Annotated in this window: 22 protein-coding genes and 2 tRNA genes; 11 read left to right on the top strand and 13 right to left on the bottom strand. The window is 52.2% G+C overall.

Going from position 1 to position 23221, the window contains the following annotated elements:
• Positions 1 to 7: 7 nt before the first annotated feature.
• The 4 genes from C2I18_RS17790 to C2I18_RS17775 all read right to left on the bottom strand — a co-directional run bounded on the left by C2I18_RS17790 (position 8) and on the right by C2I18_RS17775 (position 2840).
• Entirely contained in the window at positions 8 to 913 is a 906-nt protein-coding gene (locus C2I18_RS17790; RefSeq protein WP_249897084.1) for a branched-chain amino acid ABC transporter permease, read from the bottom strand.
• Positions 914 to 1789: 876 nt separating this feature from the next.
• A tRNA-Ser gene (locus C2I18_RS17785) sits at positions 1790 to 1878 on the bottom strand.
• Positions 1879 to 1885: 7 nt separating this feature from the next.
• Positions 1886 to 1961: transfer RNA gene (locus C2I18_RS17780), tRNA-Asn, on the bottom strand.
• A 117-nt stretch (positions 1962 to 2078) separates the two neighbouring features.
• Entirely contained in the window at positions 2079 to 2840 is a 762-nt protein-coding gene (locus C2I18_RS17775; RefSeq protein WP_249902160.1) for an MBL fold metallo-hydrolase, read from the bottom strand.
• A gap of 124 nt (positions 2841 to 2964) precedes the next feature.
• Between C2I18_RS17775 and C2I18_RS17770 the strand changes: the two genes are divergently transcribed.
• The 3 genes from C2I18_RS17770 to C2I18_RS17760 are packed head-to-tail and all read left to right on the top strand — an operon-like array spanning position 2965 to position 4904.
• Positions 2965 to 3396, top strand: coding sequence for an Lrp/AsnC family transcriptional regulator (locus tag C2I18_RS17770; protein ID WP_249897083.1), 432 nt, complete (start codon positions 2965 to 2967; stop codon positions 3394 to 3396).
• 59 nt (positions 3397 to 3455) lie between these two features.
• A complete protein-coding gene (locus C2I18_RS17765) occupies positions 3456 to 4241 on the top strand; it encodes a hypothetical protein (RefSeq protein WP_249897082.1) in 786 nt (261 codons plus the stop codon).
• 24 nt (positions 4242 to 4265) lie between these two features.
• A complete protein-coding gene (locus C2I18_RS17760) occupies positions 4266 to 4904 on the top strand; it encodes a pentapeptide repeat-containing protein (protein WP_249897081.1) in 639 nt (212 codons plus the stop codon).
• Positions 4905 to 4907: 3 nt separating this feature from the next.
• Here the strand turns inward: C2I18_RS17760 and C2I18_RS17755 are convergent, their stop codons facing one another.
• The gene (locus C2I18_RS17755; protein WP_249902159.1) at positions 4908 to 5393 is read right to left on the bottom strand and encodes a SprT family protein; all 486 of its coding nucleotides are present in this window, start codon (positions 5391 to 5393) and stop codon (positions 4908 to 4910) included.
• Between the two features lie 119 nt (positions 5394 to 5512).
• On the opposite strand from C2I18_RS17755, the gene C2I18_RS17750 reads away from it, so the two are divergent.
• Together C2I18_RS17750 and cmpA are read left to right on the top strand one after the other, a co-directional pair.
• Complete coding sequence (locus C2I18_RS17750) at positions 5513 to 5872, top strand: hydrolase/acyltransferase (protein WP_249897080.1); 360 nt, start codon at positions 5513 to 5515, stop codon at positions 5870 to 5872.
• A 255-nt stretch (positions 5873 to 6127) separates the two neighbouring features.
• On the top strand, positions 6128 to 6265 hold the full coding sequence (gene cmpA, locus C2I18_RS17745; RefSeq protein ID WP_249897079.1) for a cortex morphogenetic protein CmpA: 138 nt from the start codon (positions 6128 to 6130) through the stop codon (positions 6263 to 6265).
• A gap of 95 nt (positions 6266 to 6360) precedes the next feature.
• Here the strand turns inward: cmpA and C2I18_RS17740 are convergent, their stop codons facing one another.
• Positions 6361 to 6528 (bottom strand): hypothetical protein, encoded by a 168-nt coding sequence (locus C2I18_RS17740; RefSeq protein WP_249897078.1) that lies wholly within the window; start codon positions 6526 to 6528, stop codon positions 6361 to 6363.
• Positions 6529 to 6718: 190 nt separating this feature from the next.
• Positions 6719 to 7213, bottom strand: a complete 495-nt coding sequence (locus tag C2I18_RS17735; RefSeq protein ID WP_249897077.1) for a DinB family protein — start codon at positions 7211 to 7213, stop codon at positions 6719 to 6721.
• A 151-nt stretch (positions 7214 to 7364) separates the two neighbouring features.
• On the opposite strand from C2I18_RS17735, the gene C2I18_RS17730 reads away from it, so the two are divergent.
• Complete coding sequence (locus tag C2I18_RS17730) at positions 7365 to 7931, top strand: CGNR zinc finger domain-containing protein (RefSeq protein WP_249897076.1); 567 nt, start codon at positions 7365 to 7367, stop codon at positions 7929 to 7931.
• A 55-nt stretch (positions 7932 to 7986) separates the two neighbouring features.
• On the opposite strand, the gene C2I18_RS17725 is transcribed toward C2I18_RS17730, so the two are convergent.
• Positions 7987 to 10596, bottom strand: a complete 2610-nt coding sequence (locus C2I18_RS17725; protein WP_249902158.1) for an S-layer homology domain-containing protein — start codon at positions 10594 to 10596, stop codon at positions 7987 to 7989.
• Between the two features lie 193 nt (positions 10597 to 10789).
• Between C2I18_RS17725 and C2I18_RS17720 the strand changes: the two genes are divergently transcribed.
• Together C2I18_RS17720 and C2I18_RS17715 are read left to right on the top strand one after the other, a co-directional pair.
• Positions 10790 to 13108, top strand: coding sequence for an AraC family transcriptional regulator (locus C2I18_RS17720; RefSeq protein WP_249897075.1), 2319 nt, complete (start codon positions 10790 to 10792; stop codon positions 13106 to 13108).
• Positions 13109 to 13159: 51 nt separating this feature from the next.
• Positions 13160 to 14809, top strand: coding sequence for an extracellular solute-binding protein (locus C2I18_RS17715; protein ID WP_249897074.1), 1650 nt, complete (start codon positions 13160 to 13162; stop codon positions 14807 to 14809).
• Positions 14810 to 14858: 49 nt separating this feature from the next.
• Here the strand turns inward: C2I18_RS17715 and C2I18_RS17710 are convergent, their stop codons facing one another.
• The 3 genes from C2I18_RS17710 to C2I18_RS17700 form a co-directional block, all read right to left on the bottom strand.
• On the bottom strand, positions 14859 to 15314 hold the full coding sequence (locus C2I18_RS17710; RefSeq protein ID WP_249902157.1) for an SRPBCC family protein: 456 nt from the start codon (positions 15312 to 15314) through the stop codon (positions 14859 to 14861).
• Positions 15315 to 15339: 25 nt separating this feature from the next.
• Entirely contained in the window at positions 15340 to 15906 is a 567-nt protein-coding gene (locus C2I18_RS17705; protein WP_249897073.1) for a histidine phosphatase family protein, read from the bottom strand.
• Positions 15907 to 16522: 616 nt separating this feature from the next.
• Positions 16523 to 18535 (bottom strand): GTP-binding protein, encoded by a 2013-nt coding sequence (locus C2I18_RS17700; protein WP_342760305.1) that lies wholly within the window; start codon positions 18533 to 18535, stop codon positions 16523 to 16525.
• A 152-nt stretch (positions 18536 to 18687) separates the two neighbouring features.
• Between C2I18_RS17700 and C2I18_RS17695 the strand changes: the two genes are divergently transcribed.
• Both C2I18_RS17695 and C2I18_RS17690 read left to right on the top strand, forming a co-directional pair.
• Positions 18688 to 19479 carry an SDR family oxidoreductase gene (locus tag C2I18_RS17695; protein ID WP_249897072.1) on the top strand — a complete coding sequence of 264 codons (792 nt, stop codon included), beginning with the start codon at positions 18688 to 18690 and terminating at the stop codon, positions 19477 to 19479.
• An 83-nt stretch (positions 19480 to 19562) separates the two neighbouring features.
• Entirely contained in the window at positions 19563 to 20540 is a 978-nt protein-coding gene (locus C2I18_RS17690) for an S-layer homology domain-containing protein (RefSeq protein ID WP_249897071.1), read from the top strand.
• Positions 20541 to 20616: 76 nt separating this feature from the next.
• On the opposite strand, the gene C2I18_RS17685 is transcribed toward C2I18_RS17690, so the two are convergent.
• Both C2I18_RS17685 and C2I18_RS17680 read right to left on the bottom strand, forming a co-directional pair.
• Positions 20617 to 21018, bottom strand: coding sequence for a ClpX C4-type zinc finger protein (locus C2I18_RS17685; protein ID WP_249897070.1), 402 nt, complete (start codon positions 21016 to 21018; stop codon positions 20617 to 20619).
• Positions 21019 to 21168: 150 nt separating this feature from the next.
• Entirely contained in the window at positions 21169 to 21924 is a 756-nt protein-coding gene (locus C2I18_RS17680; protein WP_249897069.1) for a hypothetical protein, read from the bottom strand.
• 166 nt (positions 21925 to 22090) lie between these two features.
• Here C2I18_RS17680 and C2I18_RS17675 point away from each other — a divergent pair, with 166 nt between their 5' ends.
• Complete coding sequence (locus tag C2I18_RS17675) at positions 22091 to 23119, top strand: CdaR family transcriptional regulator (RefSeq protein WP_249897068.1); 1029 nt, start codon at positions 22091 to 22093, stop codon at positions 23117 to 23119.
• Positions 23120 to 23221: the final 102 nt, after the last annotated feature.

Here is a 23221-nt window from a genome sequence, read left to right as displayed (position 1 = left end):
CCCCCACCTACACTTTCTCGCGGACATTTTTACCGAACAGTCCGGATGGTTTGAAGATAAGAATCAGGATCAGCACGGCAAAAGCCACTCCGTCACGCCATGAAGAATAGCCGAGTGAGGAAACTTCAGTTTCCACCGTACCGAGCAGCAATCCGCCGACCAGCGCCCCCGGGATACTTCCGATTCCGCCAAGCACCGCCGCCACGAAGGCTTTGAGTCCTGGAAGCACGCCCATCATCGGATCTACAGAATTGTAGGTCATCCCGAAAATCACACCTGCCGCTGCTGCCAGCGCAGAACCGATGGCAAATGTCGCCGAGATGGTGCGGTCCACGTTAACTCCCATCAGACGCGCTGCTTCCATATCATAGGATACGGCGCGCATCGCTTTACCGATCTTGGTGCGGTGGACTATGTACTGCAGAATAATCATCAGAACTACAGTGGTACCCAGAATCATAATCTGATTGGAATCGACCTGAATCGAAGTTCCGAACAAGTTGTACTGCTGCTTATTAAGAATCTCCGGAAAACCTTTGGCCTGTGGTCCGACAATGGCCACGCCTGTGTATTCCAGCAGAAAAGATACCCCTATTGCAGTAATCAATACGGCGATACGTGATGCTTTGCGCAGCGGCTTGTAAGCCAGTCGTTCAATCGAGATGCCAAGCAGCGCACTGACCGTCATGGAAATCACCAGCGACAACAGCAGCACGACAACCGGCGGCAATCCTGCATTCGCCAAGTATCTGGCGCTGTACAGCCCGATGAATGATCCGACCATGAACACATCGCCATGCGCAAAATTGATCAGCTTGATAATTCCATAAACCATGGTGTAACCAAGGGCGATCAGAGCATAAATGCTGCCTACGGAAATTCCGTTAATTAACTGCTGAATGAAGTACTCCATCGCCATCCCCTTTTTTCCATAAAATTTTAAAGTCCCCTTTCTCTGCCTTACATTCTGGTTTTACCCTTAAGATGTTATTTATATTAACACAGGGCCTTATTTCCGTCACTAAGATTTAGGGGTTTTAATATAATTTTCGAAATTATGGGTTAGGTAATGTTACGTGATATGATATGTATGTGATAGTGTTTAAGGTTTTATTGGATGAATTCGAAGATAAACGGAGGAAACCGGAGGTTTTGCGAGATCAGATGTTTTTGAATTTCTTTCCTTTTCTAATACAATACTTTATTTTCGCGTAATTAATATAACATTTGTCTCTTTACAGCATCATCCCTTCAATTTATTAAAGTCTTAACGGGGTGCATCGGCAGACTGCCTGTCGAGTGACGGAAAACGGGCCCTTTGTACTCGAAAAACCGAGTACATTGAGACTCCGCGCAGGCAAACGGGCCCTTTGTACTCGAAAAACCGAGTACATTGAGCCTCCGCGCGGGCAAACGCGCCTATTGTACTCGAAAAACCGAGTACATCAGACCACCTCTGAGGAGAGAACTACTGCGTTTACAGTAGTTTCCGGGGCAGGTGCCCCCCCCCTTCATTTGGACGTCGCCCTCTTAAGGCGCACCTGAGCGATTTGCCCACTACTCCGCGCGATTGGGACTATCGTTGTCGTCTGCCATCTTTTCACGTACCCCACTGGCTAAACACATAAAAAAAGAGCCCCGAAAGGAGCTCTTCGCATTCTAAACTTTATTCGGAACGGAGAGAGAGGGATACTCTCGCTATGCGAGAGATTGCGATGTATCGCTACCGAAGCTTATGCTCCAACGAACCACTTAGGGTTCTCATCCCAATCAACGAAGTAATTTCAAACGGAGAGAGAGGGATTCGAACCCTCGCACCGCTTACGCAGTCTAACCCCTTAGCAGAGGGTCCCCTTATAGCCACTTGGGTATCTCTCCAAGAAAATGGCTCCCCGAACAGGACTCGAACCTGTGACAACTCGATTAACAGTCGAGTGCTCTACCAACTGAGCTATCAGGGAACATTGACGTGAACAAGAAATAATTTATCATGAATTTAGAGTTCCGTCAAGCTGCCGGAATATATTTTTGTGATCGGTTACATCCGGCAGCCGGAACCGGCATTCCTCAATGTGTGTTTACAGTAATTCCAGCCATTCCCCGTCCAGCGGCAGGGCCACGCGGCTACCCAGCCCTTCCCGCTCCAGCCGGGCTTTAAGCTGCCCACGTGTGACCAGACAATGGTTAATGGCCTCCATGTGTACGGCGATGACGGAAGCCTCAGGGGCATAACGGCAAACATCAACAACATCCTGCTCGTTCATGGTAATAGGACCCCCGGTCAGGAACTCCGCCCCCCCGGCATTTACAATAACAATGTCCGGCTGATGCTCATCCAAGGCCTCTCGGACCTCCCCGCACCAGATGGTGTCCCCGGCCAAATACAATACCGGCTCGCCTTCGGCACGGAACACAAAACCGGACACTTTGCCCATCAGCTCCCCGATTTCTCCAGACCCGTGCCGGCCGCCGGTCCGCGTCAGGGTTACGCCCCGGAACGTTAATGCCGCGCCATCCTTAACTTCAGTAATATTCTGAAATCCTTGGCCCGCAATATGATTTTGATCCCCTTCCTGGCATAGTAAGGGGAGATCCTGCGGCAGCAGCTCAGCGGCAGCCTGGTCCCAGTGATCCTGATGCAGATGTGTCAACACCACAGCATCCGGCGCCAGCCACCGGCCGGCCGGTTCCGGCAGGGGAACCAGCGGATTCCTCCGCCCGTTAGCCGTATTTACAATCGGCGGATTCACTCCCTGTCCGCTGAACATCGGATCGATCAGAAATGTCACACCGCCGTATTCCAGCCACAGGGACGCGTTGCGGATCAATTGTATTTTCATCATGAACACCTCTTCCTTTAAGCTGTCTTCTGCTACAATTCATTATAGAGAGAACTGCGCGCAGGATACATTGTGCCGTGAAAGAGATGTGACGGTTCTGTTTTCACCCGGAAAGGAATGAACGATGATGACGACCCCCTTCATTGACGATACGGATTACCGCATCCTCCAGTATCTTATAGAAGACTCTACGTTAAGCCATAAGGAAATTGGCGAACATGTACATATGACCGGACAGGCAGTCGGTGCAAGGATCCGCAGAATGCGGGAGCTGGAAATTATCGAAGGCTACACGATCCGCTGGAATCCGCTCAAAATCGGGCAGAGCATCCATGCCTTTATCACTGTGTTTTTGAGTTCCGGAAGCGCCCATGCCCTGTTCCAAAAGTTCGCACTGCACCATAACAGTGTAGCCGAGCTGCACCGGGTTAGCGGAGAAGGCTGTTACTGGATGCGCGTCAGGGCTGCGGACCAGGAAGAGCTGAACGCTTTTCTCGATGAGCTGCTGAAATTCGGTAATTACCGGGTGAACCTGGGATTGGGACAGCTGAAGTAGCGGGCAGGATAAAGAAATAAAAGCTTTTATGCTAAACTGTTGATACTGCGTAACTTAAGATGAACAAGAGAGGCGGAACCGAAGTGGAATACCCTTTTGCCATTGAACCACAGTATTATACGGCCTTCGACAGTGAGGATGAGATGATCGAGCGCTGCAAGGAGTGGGGCCTGCTGTCAGAGAAGGCTACCCGGAGCAAGACCTTTTATTATAAAGGCAACGGCATGAACATCCCCTGCAGCATTCTGGGATACGCCGATGATATGACGGCAGTGATCGGGCTGGATAACGGCCAGAAGCACTGCATCCACCCTTCTTATTTGAAGGAAATGCAGGCTTCCGGTTACGCTGTGAAGAATACCGCTGCTCAAGGGACAGAGGTCCCGGAAGATGATACTGTAAAAGAAGCAGCCGAAGATCCGCAGGAAGCACAGGAGTCTGCCGCCCCGGAAGCTGCGCAGGATATTGAGAGCCCTGTACAGGAAGTCAGCGTCAAGGAGCCGGCGAAGCCGAAAGCAACCAAAGCCAAAACCCCGAAATTCGAGCTGCCGGAAGGCAAAGTCAAAATGACCGCTACAGTAAAAGAATTTACCACGGTACCCAACCATTTTTCGGATAACGATGATGAGATTGTGGTGTATGAAGCCGCAGCAATTACGGACGCCGATCCCGAAATCACCGTAGGTGAGGTCTGGTCCAGCTACAGTGCAACGCTAAAAAAACAGGAGCTTGAGGTGGGCGACCGGCTGACTTTTGAGGCCAAAATCATTAAAAAGAAGCTGACCAAGCACCCTGTAGCATACAAAATCAATAACCCGGCGAAAATCCAAAAGGTCCAGGACTGATCATTTCCGCTCCGGAGGTATTAGATGAAGAATAAAATAGACCCGCCCAAAATGAACGAGCTGACTCCGCTTGCCGCCCTGCAGATCGGTTCCCTGGCGTCCAAGGATGAAATCAGCAGCTGCCTCATCAGCGACTGTCTGATCGAATACCAGGAGGCTGAAAGAGTATCGTTTGAGAAGGTTATGTTTAAAAATGTTACGTTTACCGAATCCAGCCTGCGTGCCATTGAGCTTACGGATGTGATTTTTGAAAACTGCGATCTCTCGAATATGGATTTCAGTGAGGCCTTCATTCACCGGACGGAGTTCAGGCACTGCAAGCTGATCGGGACGGATTTCACACGGGGACGGTTTAAAAATGTGCGGATCACAGATTGTGTCGGGGAGCTCGCCAGCTTCCGGTTCGGAAATCTTAAGCAGGTGGCTTTTAAGCACAGCTTGCTTGCCAGCTCCGACTATTATCAGGCCAGCCTGGACGGGGTGTTGTTCTCAGCGTGCAATATCGACGGGGCAATGCTGGAAGGCTGCAAGCTGAATGGCATCGACCTCAGCGACTGTGAATTCAGCAGCTTAAAGGTGGATATTCAGGACCTCCCGGGCTGCATGATTTCTGCCGGACAGGCTGCTACTTTTGTGGGAATGCTCGGTCTGGTGATTAAATAAGCCTCACTCGGCAGTACCCTTCCCCTCTTCAAAAGCAGCCAGCTTCAGCTTGCCGGAGCATCTGCCGCAGCGGTAACGCGAAGGATCGGGTCTGCGTTTGCGCGGATACTCCATCCCGCAGTCCTTACATACCAGCTTATAACGGTACGGCAGTGTTCTGCGTGCCTTGGCTCCGGGCAGCGTCTGGCAGAACCGGCTTCCGCCCACCTGGGCCAGCAGCTGCTTGAAGTCAGCATCACGGTGCATATACCCCCGCTTGGCGAGATGCAGATGGTAGTGGCACAGCTCATGCTTAATGATCTTCTCGGTCTCCTCCCGCCCGAACATCGCCAGCTGCTGCGGGTTGATCTCTATATTATGGCTTTTAACAAAGTAACGTCCGCCCGTCGTCGTAAGCCGGCTGTTAAAGCTGGCCTTATGCCGGAACGGCACGCCAAAGCTCTCCAGTGACACCTGTTCAATCCATGCCTGCAGCTCTTCGTTGCCCATACTGGTCATGATGTTCTACCCAATTCCTTTCTATAGAAAAAAGATCTCTACTTGAATTGTAACTTGCGCATAGGCTACACTGTCAAGAAGGAAGACAAGTACGGAGGGGGAACTGACTTATGCCGACCATGCGGTATGTGATTTTGCAGCAAAACCAGAAGCTGCAGTTTGTGGAAATGCCGGAGGAGTATGCGTACCAGCTGAGTGCGCTCAATCTTCGCCTTAACAAGGAGATTGACAAGCTGACTGCCGAGAATGTACCGGATCTGCCGCTCGCCATTGCGGAATGTGATTCCCTGGAGCTGCTCCGCGAGGAGCATGTCCTGGAATCGGGGCTTGGCTACATTAACCGGCTGGAAAGCGCCTTTGCTTCCATCCAGGAGCAGAACTATCCGCTGATCTCGCTTCTGACGGAAATCCGCGCACTGCAGGCCCAGCTGGAGCAATGGTACGAAGAGGAAGAAGAGAACGTACGGTAAGCTTTTTATAGAGGAAGATTTGGGGATTAAGGGATAACGGCTTTAGACATTCATGCCGCTCCTTTCGCGGAACTTGAGACGATGGAATTGCAAGAAGGCCCTCAATTTGACTTCGCCAAATTCGAGGCTTCCATAACAATGTCCTCCATTCGGACACCGTTATTTCAGGTTAGATTGTGTATTGTTCCGGCACCTTTGAGCGCTTTTGCCCATATGCTGTGGGTACATAGGAAGCATGCCAGAGGAGGGGTACCCTTGCCGCAGTGGCTCTGCAATCAGCTCATGAAGGCTTATTACAAAAAAGACCGCCGTCAGATCAAGCTCCTGAACGAATGCTGGTTTTTTTACCGCAATTCCGCCGAATCCCGTGATTTTCTCCACAGAGAAGTATAGGAAGAAACATATGTATAACATGCAAAAGCCACATTGCCCTAGAAAGGACAGCGTGGCTTTTGTGCTGTGTGCAGGTATTTTAATGCCGCCTTGTTTTAGAACATCGGGAAGACATATCTCACCAGGAAAAAGAGAATTCCGAAGATAATAATGATATACGCCGCGTATTTGATAAAGGTTGATGCGACAAGGCTGGAATCCGATTTCTTATGCACCTCCGTGCGTTCCACTTCAACACTTCTGTCCTTGTAGTTCGGTTCCATTGTCAATCTCTCCTCTCAACGCTTAAGTAGTATAGCATTCAATAACCCCCGCTTTTCCCTGTTGAAACAGCATACAGCCGCACTCCCTCCTCCCCCGGCGAACAAGGGCAGTGATAGTACGGCTTGTGCAATAGTCATAAATTAACTTTTGTCCGTGAAAAATGAGGGCCCGGTTAAAGCTTGGCAGCCCCTAGTTAAAACTCCGGTTCGACGGCCACGAGCCCTGCAGCTTACGGATCAGTACGATCTGTCCGGTGTGGTAGGCATCATGCAGGATCAGGCTCATCACTTCTTCGCCCGGAGCATGTCCGGAGCCGCCCCAGTCGTAGGCACCTTCCTCAAGCGCTTCAATCACTTCCCGCAGGGAGGCATGGACCGATTTCAGCTTGGCTATCGCCGCCGCCCAGGCTTCCTCCCCGCTCTCCGTTACCGTAAACGTAGCGTCATTGTTCTCCAGATCCGGCAGCTTCGGCAGGCCCTTAAGCTTGCGCAGCAGACGTTCCTTGTAGTAGGTCAGGTGGTTCACTGTCTCCCAAATCGAATTGCCGGCTGCCCCTTCCGGTCTCCAGACCGCCTGCGCACTGTCTACTCCCTCCAGTGCCGCACCCAGCGGCGGAGACCAGTCCTCCACATCCATAGCATAATCCCAATTCTCGAGCAATACCTCGCTGATCTTATTCTGCATTTCCCTGCCTCCTCGTAACGAGTTAAATTCCGTAATAATAGTTACAATAAAAATGTAGCATATTTGAAAGTGATCAGCAAGTAACTAGCGTAACTATTTTTTAACTGTTACAATCAAGGAGAAGGTGTATGCCCGAAAGGATGGATGGACCGTGTTGTGGGAAGATTTCATTAACAGCTACTGGCGGGATTGGCGGACTGGCGACCGGAGCAAGGACAAGGACAGGCTTGAGGATGCGGAATGGCTGGCCAAGTGGCTGGACCAGCATGCCCTGCAGGCGGATACGCCGCCAAGTCCGGAGGAGCTTGGGCAGCTGCAGCAGCTCCGCAGCTTGCTCTGGGACTCTGTGCAGCTGCTGGTGCAAGGACATGAACCGGAGCAACCGCTGCTGCTGCAGCTGAACAGATATATGCAAAAAGGGCCTGCCTTAAGACAGGTCACATGGAAGGCCGGCGGGGAAGCAGAGCTTGTCCTGCAGCCGCTTGGCGCCGGATGGGCGCAGGTAATGGCCGAAATCGCAGCCTCTTATGCCGCTGCGCTGCTGGAGAAGGAACACTCGCGCTTCCGGATCTGCGACAACCCGGACTGTCTCTGGGTCTATTACGACGATACCCGCAACCGCTCCAAGCGCTATTGCGACGACAAGCTGTGCGGCAACCTGATGAAGGTGCGCCGGTTCCGGGCGCGGAGGAAGGGCGGGAAACCGTACAGTGAATAGAATAAAAGGCGAAAAATCCGCAGAATTACGGATCTTTCGCCTTTTTTATTGAATGTTACAGTCCTTCAATCAATGCCTTGACCGAGCTGTCGCTCGCCAAAGCACGGATAATGATGGTCACGGCTTCGGCGCGGGTAGTATGACTCGCAGGAGCAAATGCAGAGGATGATATCCCTTGAACCAGATTAGCCGACGATGCCTGGCGGATTACATCCGCAGCCCAGTGATCATTTCTTACATCGGCAAAATCAGCCTGTGTACCGGCCGCAAGCACCTGGAGATCCAGCACACGCGAGATGATAGTCACCATCTCGGCACGGGTGATTCTTGCATCCGGTTTGAAGCTGCCGTCCTCATATCCGGTTACAATCCCCTTTTCTGCGAGCGTGCCGATGTAACCAGCCGCCCAGGTAGATACGGTATCCTGGAACGTAACCGGAGCAGTGCTTGAGCCGAGTCCAAAGGCCCGGGCAATCATGGCCGCAAATTCAGCTCTGGTTACCGGTGCGTTGGGACGGAAGGAACCATCCCCATAACCGTCGACAATGCGCAGCTTCACTGCTGCTGTGATCGCACTTGCCCCCCAATGGCTTGCTGTATCATTGAACGTTCTGTTCTCGCTCTGAGTAGCTGCGATAGAATCACTGACCGCCTTCAGAACGGTTTCCCGGCTGACTACGCCGGATTTGAACGGACTGATTGATGCTGCCGGAGCTTGAGGAGCCGGAGTCGGCGCTGCTGTAGCTTCCGGAGTCACTGGAGCCGTGCTGCCCGCTGTTGTTCCGCCTGCAGAACCAGGGGTGCTGCCTGGATTACTACCGCCGTTCCCGTTATTACCGCTATTTGCTGTATCACTAATTGCAAGGGCAATCTGATTGCCCTGATAGATGACCTGGGCATTATAGTTGCCTGGCAGCCCCTCAACCTCGACGGAAGTGAATTCACCGCTCCGCTGATTATCGCCATGGGTAATAAGTGTTATTACGCCGCTGCCGGGTACATAATTATTGGTGAAGTTCACCTGCAGCTTGCCGCCCGCATTTACAGCACCTTTAACTTCAAGGATATCATCCGCACCTGTCAGATTAAGCTCAAGAATACTATCAGCAGCTGCAGTCAGCTTTCCGCCAATCGTCACTTTTCCGTATACATTCTCAGTGACAGCGCCGTTTGTAACCGCGACATCCCCGGTGCCGAAGGCTCCAGCTGAAACAGCTTCGAGGGTACCTCTGTTAACCAGCGTGCCGCCAGTGTACGTATTGTTTCCCGTCAGGCTCAGGGTACCGCTTCCCTCTTTGGTCAACTTGCCTGTGCCGGAGATGTCATTGCGCCAGCGGTCCGCTGCGTGGAAACCGCCTTTCGCGGCATCCATCGTCACTGTCACATCGCTGTTAAATGCTCCATAGCCGTCAGCAGCGGCAAACAGATTCAGGCGTCCCCAGCCTTCCGGATCATCCAGCACCGGATAGCCGGAAGGCAGGCCTGTAGTAGCCAGCACCGCGCGGCGCTCTTCTCCGCTCAAATAAGGCAGGCGGGTTTCCAGCAACACCTCAGCGCCTTTAGGAACAATCATAGGCTTGGTTGTGGAATGAATCTGCGGAAAGCCGTAGGTGAGCCGTTCCATATATTCCGCTTTATTTTTCTGGTAATCGCCGAAACGGTCTTCTGCTGTACCGGTCTGCTTCAACAGAATCTCATGCGCTTCGTCATAAGCCGCCTGCTTAAGCCCGGCATTATCCGGGTCAGCCAGAGCTGCCGCCGCCAGGGCTGTCGCCATAACACGCCCGCCCATGACATCAAAAGGGGAATGCATCCCGGCTACAATCCGGCTGTTCCCCATCTCTGAAGCCCGGGTCAGCTGCTCCTGGAAGCGTTCCGGTACAGCATAGGCCAAGGCCAGTGAGGCCAGATATGAAGCATTGGTATGACCGCTCGGGAATCCGCCGTCCGTAGCCGGAGTGGTGCTCATTGCAGGCCGGAGCGTAGGGACTATAACCGAAGGATCTGCCCAGCGGAAGGGGCGCATATAGCTGTAGAAGTTCTTGGCGGGTGTAGTGGAGGCATAGTTGCCGCGCAGCTTTCCGATCAGATCCACCATGCTGCCGAGCTCGGAGTTCGAGTCACCGGCTTTATTTTCACCATTACCGTCATTGTATTTCACAGAGGTGGCATCCTCAGGAATGCTGTTAATCGTTGTGTAGGTTCCTGACAGGGAGCGGTACACATCCGCCAGTGAGCCAAGACCTTCCGTAGCCCCGTAAGACTGGTTTCTCCGGTCAACATAATAGGCCATGATCTCATCTTCCGGTGTCCGGGTTTTGGCCAGGTCCACTACATATTGAATGTTGTAATCCAGCACACTGCTGTTCAGCTTGGTTCCGTTATCCCAGGAAGAGCCGGGCTTCCACAGCTCCAGAAAGCCGGACAAGATGCCGATGGTCGGATTGGAATAGACGGCACTGTTCACGGAGCTGTTATTCTTGTAAGTATCAACAAAATGCCCCCATGCCGGAGCTTCCGGCAGCTCAGTTCCTGTTACAGATGGCGGTGCAGACGGTGCTGCCGTTGCAGGATACAGAACAACCGTATTCGAGACAAGCACTATCCCTGCAGCTGCAGATAACCATTTTTTCGCGGATTTTGTTTTCAACGTCAATGCTCCCATCATGATAAATTTGGTTTCGATTCGGTCTCAATGTAGCATCACGCCGCGTTTTTCTTCAATAAGACAATTTCTCCTTTGTAGTAATTTCGGATCATTTTTAAACAAATTCGTAATTTAACATTCACTTAACATACTTAATGAATTAAAGTGTCAGTGTATGCTGTATAATCGCGGCGGGGGAGGAGAGTATGCCTTGAAAAAATGGAACTCAGCATTTGCCAGCCTGGCCATTTCATATGTATCCATAGTACTCGTCATTATTCTCATGGTCTGCTCTGTGTTCTATATCTATTTCTCGGAGCATTACAAGGAAGAGCTCCGGAATAAAAATCAGCTGATTCTTGAGAATACCGCACGTACAATTGAAACTTCCATCCTTCAGAGCGTTCAGCAGATCTATCTGGACCTTTCGCTCGACAAAAACGGGAATCTCCGTTTATTTGCCGACCCCTCTCTGCTTTCCAATACCGCCAGCATGATGGAGCTTCAGGAGGCGCTGAAATCGGAGGCTGCCAGCCACTCGGACCTTGTACAGGCTGTACACCTGTATGCACCCGGGCACAACATTATGCTGTCATCACTCTACGGGCTGAGGTTCAAGGCTGATCAAGGGGAACAAGCGGGCTACTTTGCAGACTGGATGGACGGAATGCGCAGCAATCAGCTGAACTACCTTTGGACCAAAACCCGGGTCATTCCTGAAGATATCTACTCCAGTGTACCGGGCGGAAATGCCAATGCACTGATTACTTATGCACACAGCTATCCTTTTCAGTCTGCCGGACAAGACAGTGATCTGATCGTTGCAATAGATGTAAAGGAAAGCGCGATTCGCGGGGTTATTGAAAATATGCTGCCGACACAATCCGGGAGCACATTTATTCTGGATCCTTCAGGCAATTTGATCAAAGGCCCGGAAGGCGGAAACTTCAGAATGCCGGATTTATATGCATCCAGCATCACTGAAGTGCTGGGTTCGGATACTTCGTCCGGGAGCTTTAACGAGAAGATGGGCTACACCTCTTATGTAGTGTCCTACCATACCCTTCCGTCCACCGGCTGGAAAATCTACAGCGCAATGCCCGCCAGCTTTTTCTACGAACAATCGGTTGTGGTACAGAAGCTGATCCTCGGGATCTGCCTTTTTGCGGTCCTGCTCGGTCTTGTGTTATCAGGCATATGGGCAAAAGCCAGCTACAAGCCGATCAAACGGCTGGCCGGGAAAATCAGGGATCTCACCGGACACACCCTTGACCCGGCAGCTAACGAATACCGGCTGATTGATACCGCCTTCATCAGGCTGAATGATAAAGTCATCAATCTGGAAGAGACACTTCAGGCCAACAGCCCGGTGATTAAGCGCAATCTTGTCCTTAACCTGCTCCAGAGCCGCTATACCCGTGAAGAATTAGCTGAAGAGCTGCGGTTTATAGGGTTCTCCCAAACTTACAATTCTTACAGCTGCCTTCTGCTGAACACGGGGGAAGCCTTTGCCGGACTAAGCTCAAGCCATATGCAGGAAGTCATGCACCGGATGATTCATCAGCTGGAAACAGTCCGCCTGCCGGACAGCCGCCTGATTGCCGAAGAGCTGCCGGACAAGAAGATCGTGGTCATTTTATGCACTAATAACGATATCGGCGGGCTTTTGGAAGAGCTGTCCGCTCTGATCTTATCGGAGGGCAGGCAGCAGTTCCAGCTGGATATCCAGCTCTCATGGGGTTCCCGGGTGCAGGAGATGACTGAGCTCCGCGTTAGTTATACAGAGGCCGAAGCTTTAATGAAATATGCTTATTTCCTGCCGGAATGTCCGGTTCTGAACGACCGCAGTCTGCTGGAACGTGAGAACAGCCTTGAGGAGCTGCCGCAGTCCCTGCTTACAAAGTTCAAGGACAAGCTGCATGCCCGTCAGCTCCAGGAGACGGTTACGGCTGTCGAGCAGTTGGCAGCTGCCATGCGGGAGGGTAAATACCCTGCGGATTACTGCCATTTCATTCTGGCGAACACCGTATTTGTCTACTCGGATTATTTAAAAAATGTACGTTATAAGCCTCCTGCCAAAGGGCATCTCGATCTGTATCACCAGTATCTTGAGATCTGCAATATCGGCGCTTTCCGGGACTGGCTGGTGGAATCGGTAACCTGTTTTATTACAGAGACGGAGAAGCGCAACAGCGAAAGAGCCCTCTCGACGATTGAGCTGGCCAAACAATATATAGAAAATCATCTGTCCGGTGATTTGTCTCTGGAAGCGGTTTCTTCACAGGTATTTATCAGTCCCAAGTATTTAAGCAAGCTTTTCAAGGAGGAGCTGGGAGTCACCTACACCGATTATGTCACCTGCCGGCGGATGGAACAGGCCAAAGTACTGATTGAGAACAACAACATGACGGTCGAACAAATTGCCGGGATGGTCGGGTACGGGACTGCGGCTTATTTCATTAAAAAATTCAAGGAAATGTACGGGTGCACACCGGGGAATTACTTGCGGAGTATGATTAAGCAGGTATAGCGGCTTCGGCAGGCAGGAAAGTGCCCTATCATAATTAAGGATGGTTCCGGTATGAAAATGAACAGATTACGCACCTTCCCGCTGTCTGCAGCGGTGCTGTCTACAGTGCTGCTGTCACTCCTGATCAGCGGCTGTGAGCTTAAGTCCGGCAGCCGGTCTGCTGCAGAAAATGCGCCGGAGGAACCGGCTTCCGGGACACCCCGGTACCAGATTTCCTGGACAATGCATCAGAATCTGCCTGTGGCGGAGAATGCAGAGATGGTGCGGTACGTGGAGGAGAAGTTCAACGTAGACCTGGATGTATGGAATCTGGCGAACAATAAATACGAGTCGCTGCTGGACATGAAGCTGGCACAGGGCGCTGTCCCTGACCTCTTCAGAATCAGGCAGACACAGGATCTGCTGAAATATCAGCAGCAGGGCCTGCTGGCCGAAATTCCTGAAGAGCTGCTGAACGAATACGCGCCTAATATTATGAAAGCTATCAGAGAGCACGCCCCTGCTTATCAGGATTACGGCAAAATCGGCGGAAAATATTACGGCATTCCTGTCGTCAATCCTACGAACATTTACCGCATTCCTGTAGTCTATAGACAGGACTGGCTGGACAAGCTTGGACTGGCTGTGCCTGAGACACTGGCTGACTTTGAAAAGGTGATCTATGCCTTCACCAATGATGACCCGGACGGCAACGGTATCAAGGATACCTATGGCTTATCCAGAGAAGGGATGAATGTACTTTTCGGGGCATTCGGGCAGGTTGTTTTTGCGGACCAGCTTTACTTCGGGGTGAAAGAGCAGAAGCTGGTGATCGGCGCATTAGAGCCGGAATTGAAGGAGGCCCTACAATATCTCCGTAAATGGTACCGTGACGGAGTCATTGATCCGGAATTCATTACCGGGGAGAATAAGGGCGGCTACAAGCATCTCTCCCATGCTTTTATCAGCGGGAGGATCGGCATGACCTCCATGGGCAATTATTATCACTGGATTCAGGACGGCGACTACCTGACCTGGAATTGGGATGAGCATATGAACAGCACAGAGTCTCCAGTAGAGGCTACCTTTAACATGAAGGAATTAAACGCCAAAAACCCCGAGGCCCGTATTGTGTTCGGTCCCCCTTTTACCGGGCCGGAGGGCAAGCGGGGGTCCAAAGCCTACGACATGCTCATGAGCTTCACGGCCATCGGGGCAGATGCCGCCAAAGAACCGGGAAAGCTTGCCGCAATTCTTCAGATCCTCGACTACGTCAGCGCAAATCCCGACCCGGATGAAGCTGCTGCAGTGAAATACGGGATACAGGGTACGCACTGGACCTGGGCGGAAGCCTCTAAGGAGGATGTCATTGTTCTGCCCCCCTACGACAAAATCTTCAGCTACCAGAACAAGATCGGGGCCGGCCTGGGTATGACTGTGCCGCTGATGCCCACAGAACGGAGAGAACAATGGGCTTCGACTCTGGGTCTTGATCAATACGGGATCTACAACGCGATGGAAGTGGCGACGCCCTCCTTGATCCAGAAGGGGCCAGAGCTGATAAAGCTGAGGAATAAAGCCTATATCGCCTTCATTACTGGCGATCAGCCGTTAGAGGCATTCGGTGATTTCGTCAAGGAGTTCATGGCGGCCGGCGGAACTGAAGTGCTGCAGGAAGCGAATGAGTGGTATAGTTTGCGTGAGGGGAATGGCGGGGGATAAAGTCCCTGTGTTCCACTTTCTGCTGAATATTTGCGGATTAGTCTGCGTATCAGCTGACATGCGCATCGGGAGCCTTGTCAGCTACCAGATTAAGCATGATGTTATGCTCAAGCAGCGCCTTTAATCCGCACAACACCATGGTATATCCCCCCATGGAATCGATCGCCAGATTGACAATGTCATCATTACTGCCTGTGAATCCCGAGTTAGTAATCGTAACAAAGGTTTCAGCGGCACTCCGTGACGTAAACATCCACTCAACTTTTGTGCCGTCCGAGGATAGGATGACAATTCGCTTATTTGGTTCTATTTGTTCTACAAAAATATTATCAGCAGCCCCATACATTTCCCACTCCCACCGGACGTGCTTCCCCGCTGCCAGTTTTCCGCTGCTCTTCGTGAACCAGAATTTCGTAGTAATGGCCGGGTCAATAAAAGCTTCAAACACCTCTTCAACCGGCTTGCGGATCAGCATCTCTGCCCTCACAACCGGTTCAGGATTCATTGCTGCCAAAATACGTTCTCCTCCTTTATCTATCCGTGTCCCACAACCTCGTCACTGAACATAACCGCCCGCCATCAAACTCCAGTCTATAAATATCGGGCATTGATGTGGACTGCCAGAACACAAAATCATACTGCGGATCAAAGTAATTCATGAGCAGCGTCATAATGTCGCCATGCGTACCAATCGCGAGGGACTTTCCTTCATGTTCTTGCAGCAGCCCCAAAAGTTCCTGGATACCTCTGTCCTGCGCCTCAGCACTTGATTCCCCGTCTGCAAAAGCAAAATGAAAGTCCTCATATACCCGCTGCTTGGCTTCCCGGAAGCTTATATCTTTAATATCTCCAATTGCTCTTTCTCTTAAATCCTCTATCGTTACAATTTCCTTATGCCTTTCATCAGCCAGAGGCTTGATCGTTGCGGTAGCCCTTTCATAAGGGCTGGAAACAAAAATGTCGATTGGAGCATCCTGCATGACGTGTTTAATCCTAAGCGCGTCATTCTGCCCCTGCCGGGACAATCCCCGCGACCGCTCTTTCCCCTCTACATATACAGATTCCGCATGACGGATCAAATACAGGATTGTTCCCACTGTGCTGCCTCCTCATCCGGTGTGATAGTAATGACCATGTGAGCCTATTGTGCGTCTCCCCCTACTTTAACTTGCTCCCCCGTCCGGCTTCAGCCCTATTTCGTTCTCCAGCTCTGCTTCAATCTCCTCATTGGTTAGAGAAATCTTTGGCGCTGGAAGCGTCTGGAAGTGGCTGGGAGTTTTGATCCTTAGTTTGTCCCCTGGCGCTAACTGCACTTTCTACAGCTAAACTCCGCTAATTTGGCGCCGGCAGCAGCTTAATTGCATTCTGTACATTTAAAAAGGCATCATTTGTGTGAATCCCGGATTTCCGCTGATTATAAGTGTATGAACTACAACTAACTCAAAGAACATGCTATTTTCCGGCGATATAAATGCACAAAATACAACTAAACGCTCGGCACCGTGCCCCTTCATGCTCAGTACGGTGCCCCTTCACGCTCAGCACGGCGCCCCTTCACGCTCAGCACGGCGCCCCTTCATGCTCAGTACGGTGCCCCTTCACGCTCAGCACCGTGCCTCTTCATGCTCAGTACGGTGCCCCTTCACGCTCAGCACCGTGCCCCTTCACGCTCGGCACCGTGCCCCTTCACGCTCAGCACTGCGCCCATCACGCTCACCCCTGCAAAGCCTTCCGCACACTCAAAATATACTTCGCCTGATCCAGCGGGTTCACGCCCCGGCGCGTGCGCTCGGCGGTAACGTCCGGCGGGCATTCCTCGTAGCCGGCAAAAAAGGAAGTGAACGTGCTCCGCCCCTTCGTATAGGAGCTCAGCGTCACCGGATAATCGAGTGAGGTAGCCAGCGGCAGCCTTCCCTCGATGATCATCCGCCCGCCCTGCAGCGCCGGCGGCTCGAAGCTGCCGCGCATCTGCACGAGGTCGTTCATCACGCGGCCGCCGTTCTCCTCGGGCACGACGATGCGCACAGCCAGGACCGGCTCCAGCAGCTTGGTGCCGGTCCGGCTCAGCCCGTCCATGATGCCCATCGGCGTAGCGACGGCAAAATCCAGCGGATGGGTATGCCACACATGATGGTTCCCCTCCACCAAAGTCACCTTCAGGTCGGTGACCTCCCAGCCGTAAAGTCCCTGCTGCAGCGCTTCCGGTACGCGGCGGGCCGTCTCGTTCTGGTACTGCGGCAGCAGATCGGAGCTGCGCACGACCGATTCATAGACCAGGCCGCTGTCCGGCGGCCCCGGTTCAATCCTGAACCGCAGAATCGCCCAGCACGGCTTCGGCATCAGGTAGGCGATGTAGCCTTCGCCCGCAGTGCGCGGCGTTTCCTTATAGATCACCGACGGCTGGCCGAAGGTAACCTTCAGGCCGTAGCGGCTCTGCAGCACGCTGTCCAGCACCTCCAGCTGGATCGGGCCCATCACCTTGATGTGCAGCTCGCGCTCCTCCGGCAGCCACTCCGCCCCCAGCTGCGGATCTTCGTCCGCCAGCTCCTGCAGCGCACCGATCACCTGGTGGTCGTCGGTGTCCGCATCCCAGAACACGCGCACGGTCAGCAGCGGCACGGCCAGCTTCGCTTCCTGCGGCACGGCATCGGGCCGGCCCAGCACATCGCCGATCCGCACGCCGGACAGGCCATACACGACAGCGATATCTCCGGCAGTAAGCTCGCCGACATCCTCCGTACGTCCGCCTTCCACTTTACGGATCTGCGTCACTTTGACCTGCACATCCTGGGAGTAGTTCGTTACTGTATCACGGTTGCGGATTCTCCCTTCGTAGAGGCGGACAAAGGCCATGCGGCCCATATTTTTGTCACGCTGAATGTTGTAGACAATGCCTGAGACCGGCTGCTCCGCATCTCCTCCGGCCCGGGGGAAGTAGTCGGTCATGGCGTCCAGCAGCTCCGTGATCCCAAGACCCCTGGCAGCTGCGCCGTAGACCATCGGGAACATTTGCCCGCGGGCTGACCGCTCCTTCAGATATGGTTTCCATACCGCAGGTTCCGGCGGACGGCCTGACATGTATACATCCAGCAGCTCCTCATCCCTCTCGGCCAGCGCCTCCAGCAGCTCTGTCCGTGCTTCCGGCGCCGCTTCCTCGCTCCACAAATCTGCAGCACCGGTATAGTCCTGCTCCCTGCCCAACGGCTGCTGCACCGGAATAATGTCCCCGGACAGATAAGTGCGCGCCTGGGCCAGCACGGCTTCCGGGTCCGCTCCGACGCGGTCCATTTTGTTCACAAAAACAATCGTCGGAATACCCAGCTTGCGCAGCGCATTCCAGATCATCTCGCTCTGTGCCTGCACGCCTTCAACGGCGGACAGGATCAGCACCGCGCAGTCCATCACGCGCAGCGAACGCTCCACCTCGGACAGAAAATCGACGTGGCCCGGCGTATCCACCAGATTGATCTGCACGCCTTTCCAGGCAAAAGAAGCCAAGGCTGCCCGGACCGATATTCCCCGCTGCCGCTCCACCTCCATGGAATCCGTCACAGCCGTCCCGCTGTCCACACTGCCAACTTCGCGGATACGTCCGCTCTCATATAATATATGCTCCGTCGTAGTCGTCTTTCCGGCATCTACGTGGGCAAAAATCCCGACATTAATCCGCTGCATCTCCTGCTGTATCATGGTTGTTCTCCTGTCATGGGCTGAATGTATGATCATAGCGCTATCATCCCTAAGTTTACTGCGAAACAGCGCTTTTGTTCAATTGGAGAAAGCTACAGCGCCTTATGGTTCACCCCTGACCCAGCGGGTATGTAGTTACTGACACAGCAGCCAGAAAAGAGAACTCTAATCCCAAGGAGGAATTCATCATGGCAGAACAGCGTTTGAAAGACAAAATTGCAGTAGTAACCGGAGGAGCTTCGGGGATCGGCAAGGCGACAGCCATCCGTTTTGCCCAGCATGGGGCCAAGGTATATCTGATCGACCGCACACCGGAGGAAGCAGCCCAGACCAAGCAGGAAATTGAATCGATCGGCGGAGCAGCTGCCGTTATTGAGTGTGACGTCTCCCGTGCGGAGCAGGTGGAACAAGCCATCGCGCAGGTCGGTAATGAGGCTGGACGGATCGATGTTATTTTTGCCAATGCCGGAATTAACGGGGCGATCGCTCCCATTGAGACGCTGGAAATTGAGGACTGGGACCAGACGCTGGACACCAATCTGCGCAGCACGTTCGCAACGGTCAAATACAGTATTCCTTTTATGAAGGAACAGGGCGGCAGCATCATCATCACCAGCTCCATCAACGGCAACCGGACATTCGCCAACTTTGGCGCAGCGGCTTATTCCTCTTCCAAAGCAGGGCAGGTCGCTTTTATGAAAATGGCTGCACTGGAACTGGCCCGGTATGCCATCCGTGTAAATGCTGTATGTCCGGGTGCTATTGATACGAATATTGGCAATAATACATTTGAGAGTGAAGAAGTTGAGGAAATAAGAATTCCCGTGGAGCTTCCGGAGGTCAGCCATCCGCTGGAGAGAGCGCCGGGCAAGCCGGAGCAGGTAGCCAATCTGGTGCTGTTCCTCGCCTCTGACGAGTCCTTCCATGTGACGGGCACAGAGATTTTTGTAGACGGCGCTGAATCGCTGCTCCGCGGATAAAGTGAGCAATATCATTTTATTTTGGAGATGCCTGCAACATTTTGCCGCTTAGCTCCATCTAAGAGTACAAGAGGTGAGGCACAATGAAGAAGAAACTAACCATCCAGATGAGCGCGAAAAAAATGACCCTAGCGTGCGGCATTCTGGCGGCAAGCCTGTCTTTTGGAGTATCGGCTTCTGCATTCTCGGATATGAAAGGCCATGCAGCAGAATCGAAGATCAACTCGCTTCATAAAGACGGTATCGTAAATGGAGTAACCAGCGACAAATTCGCACCGAAATCCAAGGTAACCTTTGCCCAGGGCGTCCAGTTTATCGTCAGCGGGCTGAAGCTTTCCCCGGAAGGCTCCGGCGGCAAGGCGAGTGATTATTTTGACAAAGTGAAAGATAATGCCTGGTATGCCAAAGCGTTTGTGACTGCAAAAGAAAGCGGCCTGTCCCTGGACAAAACCGTTGATCCGAACGGAACGATGACCCGTGCCCAGTTCGCACATCTGCTGACCCAGGCCCTTCAGAGCAAGGGGAATTTCCCGGTAACCCTGATGTATGCTAACGTTACGGACGGCGACAAAATGTCCAATGACGAAATGAACAGCCTGCAGATCCTGTTCAACACCCGGATTGTAACGCTGGAAAAGGACGGAAAATTCCGCCCGACAGAAGCGGTTACCCGTGCTGAAGCCGCCGTATGGATCTATGATGCAGCTGATTTTGCCAAGAGGGTGATTACCCCAGAAGACGACAATAACAACACTGAGACAGGCTATCATTATGAAGCTGCCGTGAAGCTGGAAAAAGCTGCAGACGGCGTTAACAAAGCTACGCTGACTGTCAGCAACCTGCCTAACCCGGGTTATGGCCTGTCTATCGACCGGATTGAATTCGGCAAGGACAAAACGGCAGTTATCTACTTCAGTGTAACAAAACCTGATCCGGGCATGATGTATCCGCAGGTCATTTCTGACGCTACCGCAGTGACCTATCTGCCTGACGGATATACTGCAACCGCGCAGTCTTTGACTGAAGCTGCTTCTTCAAATGCTTCCATTAAGCTTCAATAATCAGCCGGACACAAAAACCGGATGAACCACAAACAAGACCGCACCTTTATCATTGGGGGGCGGTCTTGTTGTTAATCTATATAGTGGAATGTACTTTAATGACCTCTGCACCAAACTCCAAGCATTCGCTGCATATAGATACTCCTGGTCCCATAGCTAATGCTCCAACTTCTTCTTTACTTTTGCGGCAAAATGAACAGGATTCAAGATGCTGTGCTGAGCTTGCATGATCCGGGGAAACCTTTTCTACAGAGCTGTAAAGCTCATCTATGACCTTCGGCTCGATATAATCAAAATCGCCTTTCAGCTTTACTGTAATCGTTGTATAGGCGGTAGCCATACCTTCATAGAAACGCTGCCGTTCCAACTGGTCACTACTGTTTGCTTTTTCTTCACATAATGAGCTTAGCTTCTCCAGCTCCAGAATCATGTCTTCAATTTTTGCACCCCGGAAGTTCTTTTTGCGAAAGTCCTCCATGGTACACCTCCTAATAAATATTTTGTACACAAATGTATACATGATCTATATTCAACAAACATACATAATTTTCCTTCTAAAATAATAAAGAAAGACAAAAGCTCCTCGGAACATCGGGGCTTCTGTCTTCCCTTCGTTTCTTTACGTCCGTTATGGCGTCCACTGATCGTGAACAATGCCTACAAGGGCGTGATCCTGGCCGATTTTCTCGAATACAAGCCGCAGGCTGCGCCAGTCCATGCCCTCCACTGCCGGATCAATCCCGGCAATATGATACTCTACGAAGTCATGGGTCTCCACAGGATACACTTCATTAATATTGTTCACGGTCGTCCCCTGTCCCAGCCCTTTGTTAAGAGCAACCTCAGCCTGGCCTGCAAAGTCGGCGTCATAGACAAACTTTTTGAAATATTCCGCAAAGGTCAGCTCAATCAGATCACCCGAGCCGGCATACTCCCGCCATACCCGCTTCGTATTGTCCTTCATCAATCCCTGGATCTCCTCCCTGGTGAATACGAGATCCTTTTGCGGATCAACATAGGCATACGGTGAAAAACGTACGCCCTTGTCCGGATGGACCCAGGACGACAGTGTGTCCATATTGCTGTTCGCCAGTGCGTTCAGCACGGTCGATGCAGATTCCAGCGCTGTTGGCGGCTGCCCTTCGACGGGCTCTTCAGGTGCATCCGGCTCAGCCTGTGCAGTGGGTTCAGCGGCTGCCGGCGGCTGGCTCTCCCGGGGAGCGCTAACTTCCGGGCTTGCTGGCGGAGCGGTTTGCGGCATATCTGTGGCTCCGGCAGGTGCCGCTGTAGCATCAGGTGCTGCATCCTGTGCTGAACTGCAGGCCGGGAGCAGCAGTATTGCAGCGGCCAGTGCCAAATGTATAAATCCTTTTACAGTGTACATAGAATCCCTCCTTGGTATATTTCCGGTAATTGTTAGACGTAACTAAACCGAAAAAGGTGACATTTTATTTTAATTAAATTTCCATTATAATTTGTTCAAATGCACAGGAGAACTCCAAATGTTGTTGCTGCGGCACTACCGGCTTGGAAAAGGAGGATTATCAGCGTTGTTTCAGCTTTCCGAAAGACAGGCACAGGAAATTGTAGATAAAATGATGATGGATATTCCGTACAATATCAATATTATGAATGAAAAAGGCATCATTATAGGCAGCGGGACCAAAGAGCGGGTCGGCACCATACACCAGGGGGCGGTCAAGGCGCTGTCCATCGGTAAAATGGTTGAGGTCTGGAAGGACGGGCGTTATGAAAAGAAAGGCACCAACGAACCGATTGTCATAGGCGATACCCGTGTGGGCGTCATCGGAATTTCCGGTAATCCGGATGAAGTGCGCCCTTTTTGCAATATTGTAAGAACGACTGTCTCCCTGCTCATTGAACAGAGGAATACTCTGGAGGATATCGCAAGTGAAGTGAACCGCAAAAAGGCGTTCCTGGAAATGCTGCTGGATCATCACGGGGCCTATACGCAGAAGCTGAAGAAGGAAGCAGCCGCTTATCACATTGACCTGGCTCTGAAGACAACCATTCTGTACCTCAGGAATTTCACACCGGCAGAGGCTCAGGCCAAAATTCTGCTGCAGTACCCCTCCTTCCGGCTGGAGGATAACACGTGGCTCCTGGTTGTGCAAAATCCGGACGACTGCGGGCCGCTCATCCAGCAGATTCTGCAGCACCAGCCGGATGTACGGGTCGCCGCAGGCAAACATGAGGCAAGCATTGCGGAAAGCTACCGTCAGGCCAAATCCGCCATGGGGATTCTGCTGGCGCTGAGGCCGCCGGTGCAGACCATTTATTTTGCAGAGAACGAATTTCTCGTAAAACTGAGCCAGGCGGATCTGACCAAGGACCAGAATGCTGCCGTGAAGCTGGAGGATACCGCCGATCTGCTGGAGACGCTCAGAGTGTTCATTAACCATAACTGCAGCGTCTCGCATACCTCGGATGCCCTGAACATTCACCGCAATACACTCCAGTACCGGCTCAAAAGAATCCATACCCTCACCGGCAAAGATCCGCGGAATCTGCTGGAGCTCTACGAGCTTACCTACAGTCTGCTGGCGTTGTATAAGTAAGATATACGAAAAAAGGCTGCCCCTCCCGCAGATAAATGATATGCTCCCCATATAGTAGACAGGTGAAATAATAAAAACCTGTTACTGTATGGGGAGCATTTT

Source organism: Paenibacillus sp. PK3_47, assembly GCF_023520895.1.
Classification (GTDB): Bacteria; Bacillota; Bacilli; order Paenibacillales; family Paenibacillaceae; genus Paenibacillus_AQ.
Note: the sequence above shows the minus strand (reverse complement) of the source record. Positions and strands in the feature narration are given on the sequence as shown.

What these genes read in the sequence shown, in the direction of transcription:
- C2I18_RS17790 (WP_249897084.1), bottom strand. Translation starts at nt 913, where the DNA reads ATGGAGTACTTCATTCAGCAGTTAATTAACGGAATTTCCGTAGGCAGC.
- C2I18_RS17775 (WP_249902160.1), bottom strand. Translation starts at nt 2,840, where the DNA reads ATGAAAATACAATTGATCCGCAACGCGTCCCTGTGGCTGGAATACGGC.
- C2I18_RS17770 (WP_249897083.1), top strand. Translation starts at nt 2,965, where the DNA reads ATGATGACGACCCCCTTCATTGACGATACGGATTACCGCATCCTCCAG.
- C2I18_RS17765 (WP_249897082.1), top strand. Translation starts at nt 3,456, where the DNA reads ATGAACAAGAGAGGCGGAACCGAAGTGGAATACCCTTTTGCCATTGAA.
- C2I18_RS17760 (WP_249897081.1), top strand. Translation starts at nt 4,266, where the DNA reads ATGAAGAATAAAATAGACCCGCCCAAAATGAACGAGCTGACTCCGCTT.
- C2I18_RS17755 (WP_249902159.1), bottom strand. Translation starts at nt 5,393, where the DNA reads ATGGGCAACGAAGAGCTGCAGGCATGGATTGAACAGGTGTCACTGGAG.
- C2I18_RS17750 (WP_249897080.1), top strand. Translation starts at nt 5,513, where the DNA reads ATGCCGACCATGCGGTATGTGATTTTGCAGCAAAACCAGAAGCTGCAG.
- C2I18_RS17740 (WP_249897078.1), bottom strand. Translation starts at nt 6,528, where the DNA reads ATGGAACCGAACTACAAGGACAGAAGTGTTGAAGTGGAACGCACGGAG.
- C2I18_RS17735 (WP_249897077.1), bottom strand. Translation starts at nt 7,213, where the DNA reads ATGCAGAATAAGATCAGCGAGGTATTGCTCGAGAATTGGGATTATGCT.
- C2I18_RS17725 (WP_249902158.1), bottom strand. Translation starts at nt 10,596, where the DNA reads ATGGGAGCATTGACGTTGAAAACAAAATCCGCGAAAAAATGGTTATCT.
- C2I18_RS17715 (WP_249897074.1), top strand. Translation starts at nt 13,160, where the DNA reads ATGAAAATGAACAGATTACGCACCTTCCCGCTGTCTGCAGCGGTGCTG.
- C2I18_RS17710 (WP_249902157.1), bottom strand. Translation starts at nt 15,314, where the DNA reads ATGAATCCTGAACCGGTTGTGAGGGCAGAGATGCTGATCCGCAAGCCG.
- C2I18_RS17700 (WP_342760305.1), bottom strand. Translation starts at nt 18,535, where the DNA reads ATGATCATACATTCAGCCCATGACAGGAGAACAACCATGATACAGCAG.
- C2I18_RS17695 (WP_249897072.1), top strand. Translation starts at nt 18,688, where the DNA reads ATGGCAGAACAGCGTTTGAAAGACAAAATTGCAGTAGTAACCGGAGGA.
- C2I18_RS17690 (WP_249897071.1), top strand. Translation starts at nt 19,563, where the DNA reads ATGAAGAAGAAACTAACCATCCAGATGAGCGCGAAAAAAATGACCCTA.
- C2I18_RS17685 (WP_249897070.1), bottom strand. Translation starts at nt 21,018, where the DNA reads ATGGAGGACTTTCGCAAAAAGAACTTCCGGGGTGCAAAAATTGAAGAC.
- C2I18_RS17680 (WP_249897069.1), bottom strand. Translation starts at nt 21,924, where the DNA reads ATGTACACTGTAAAAGGATTTATACATTTGGCACTGGCCGCTGCAATA.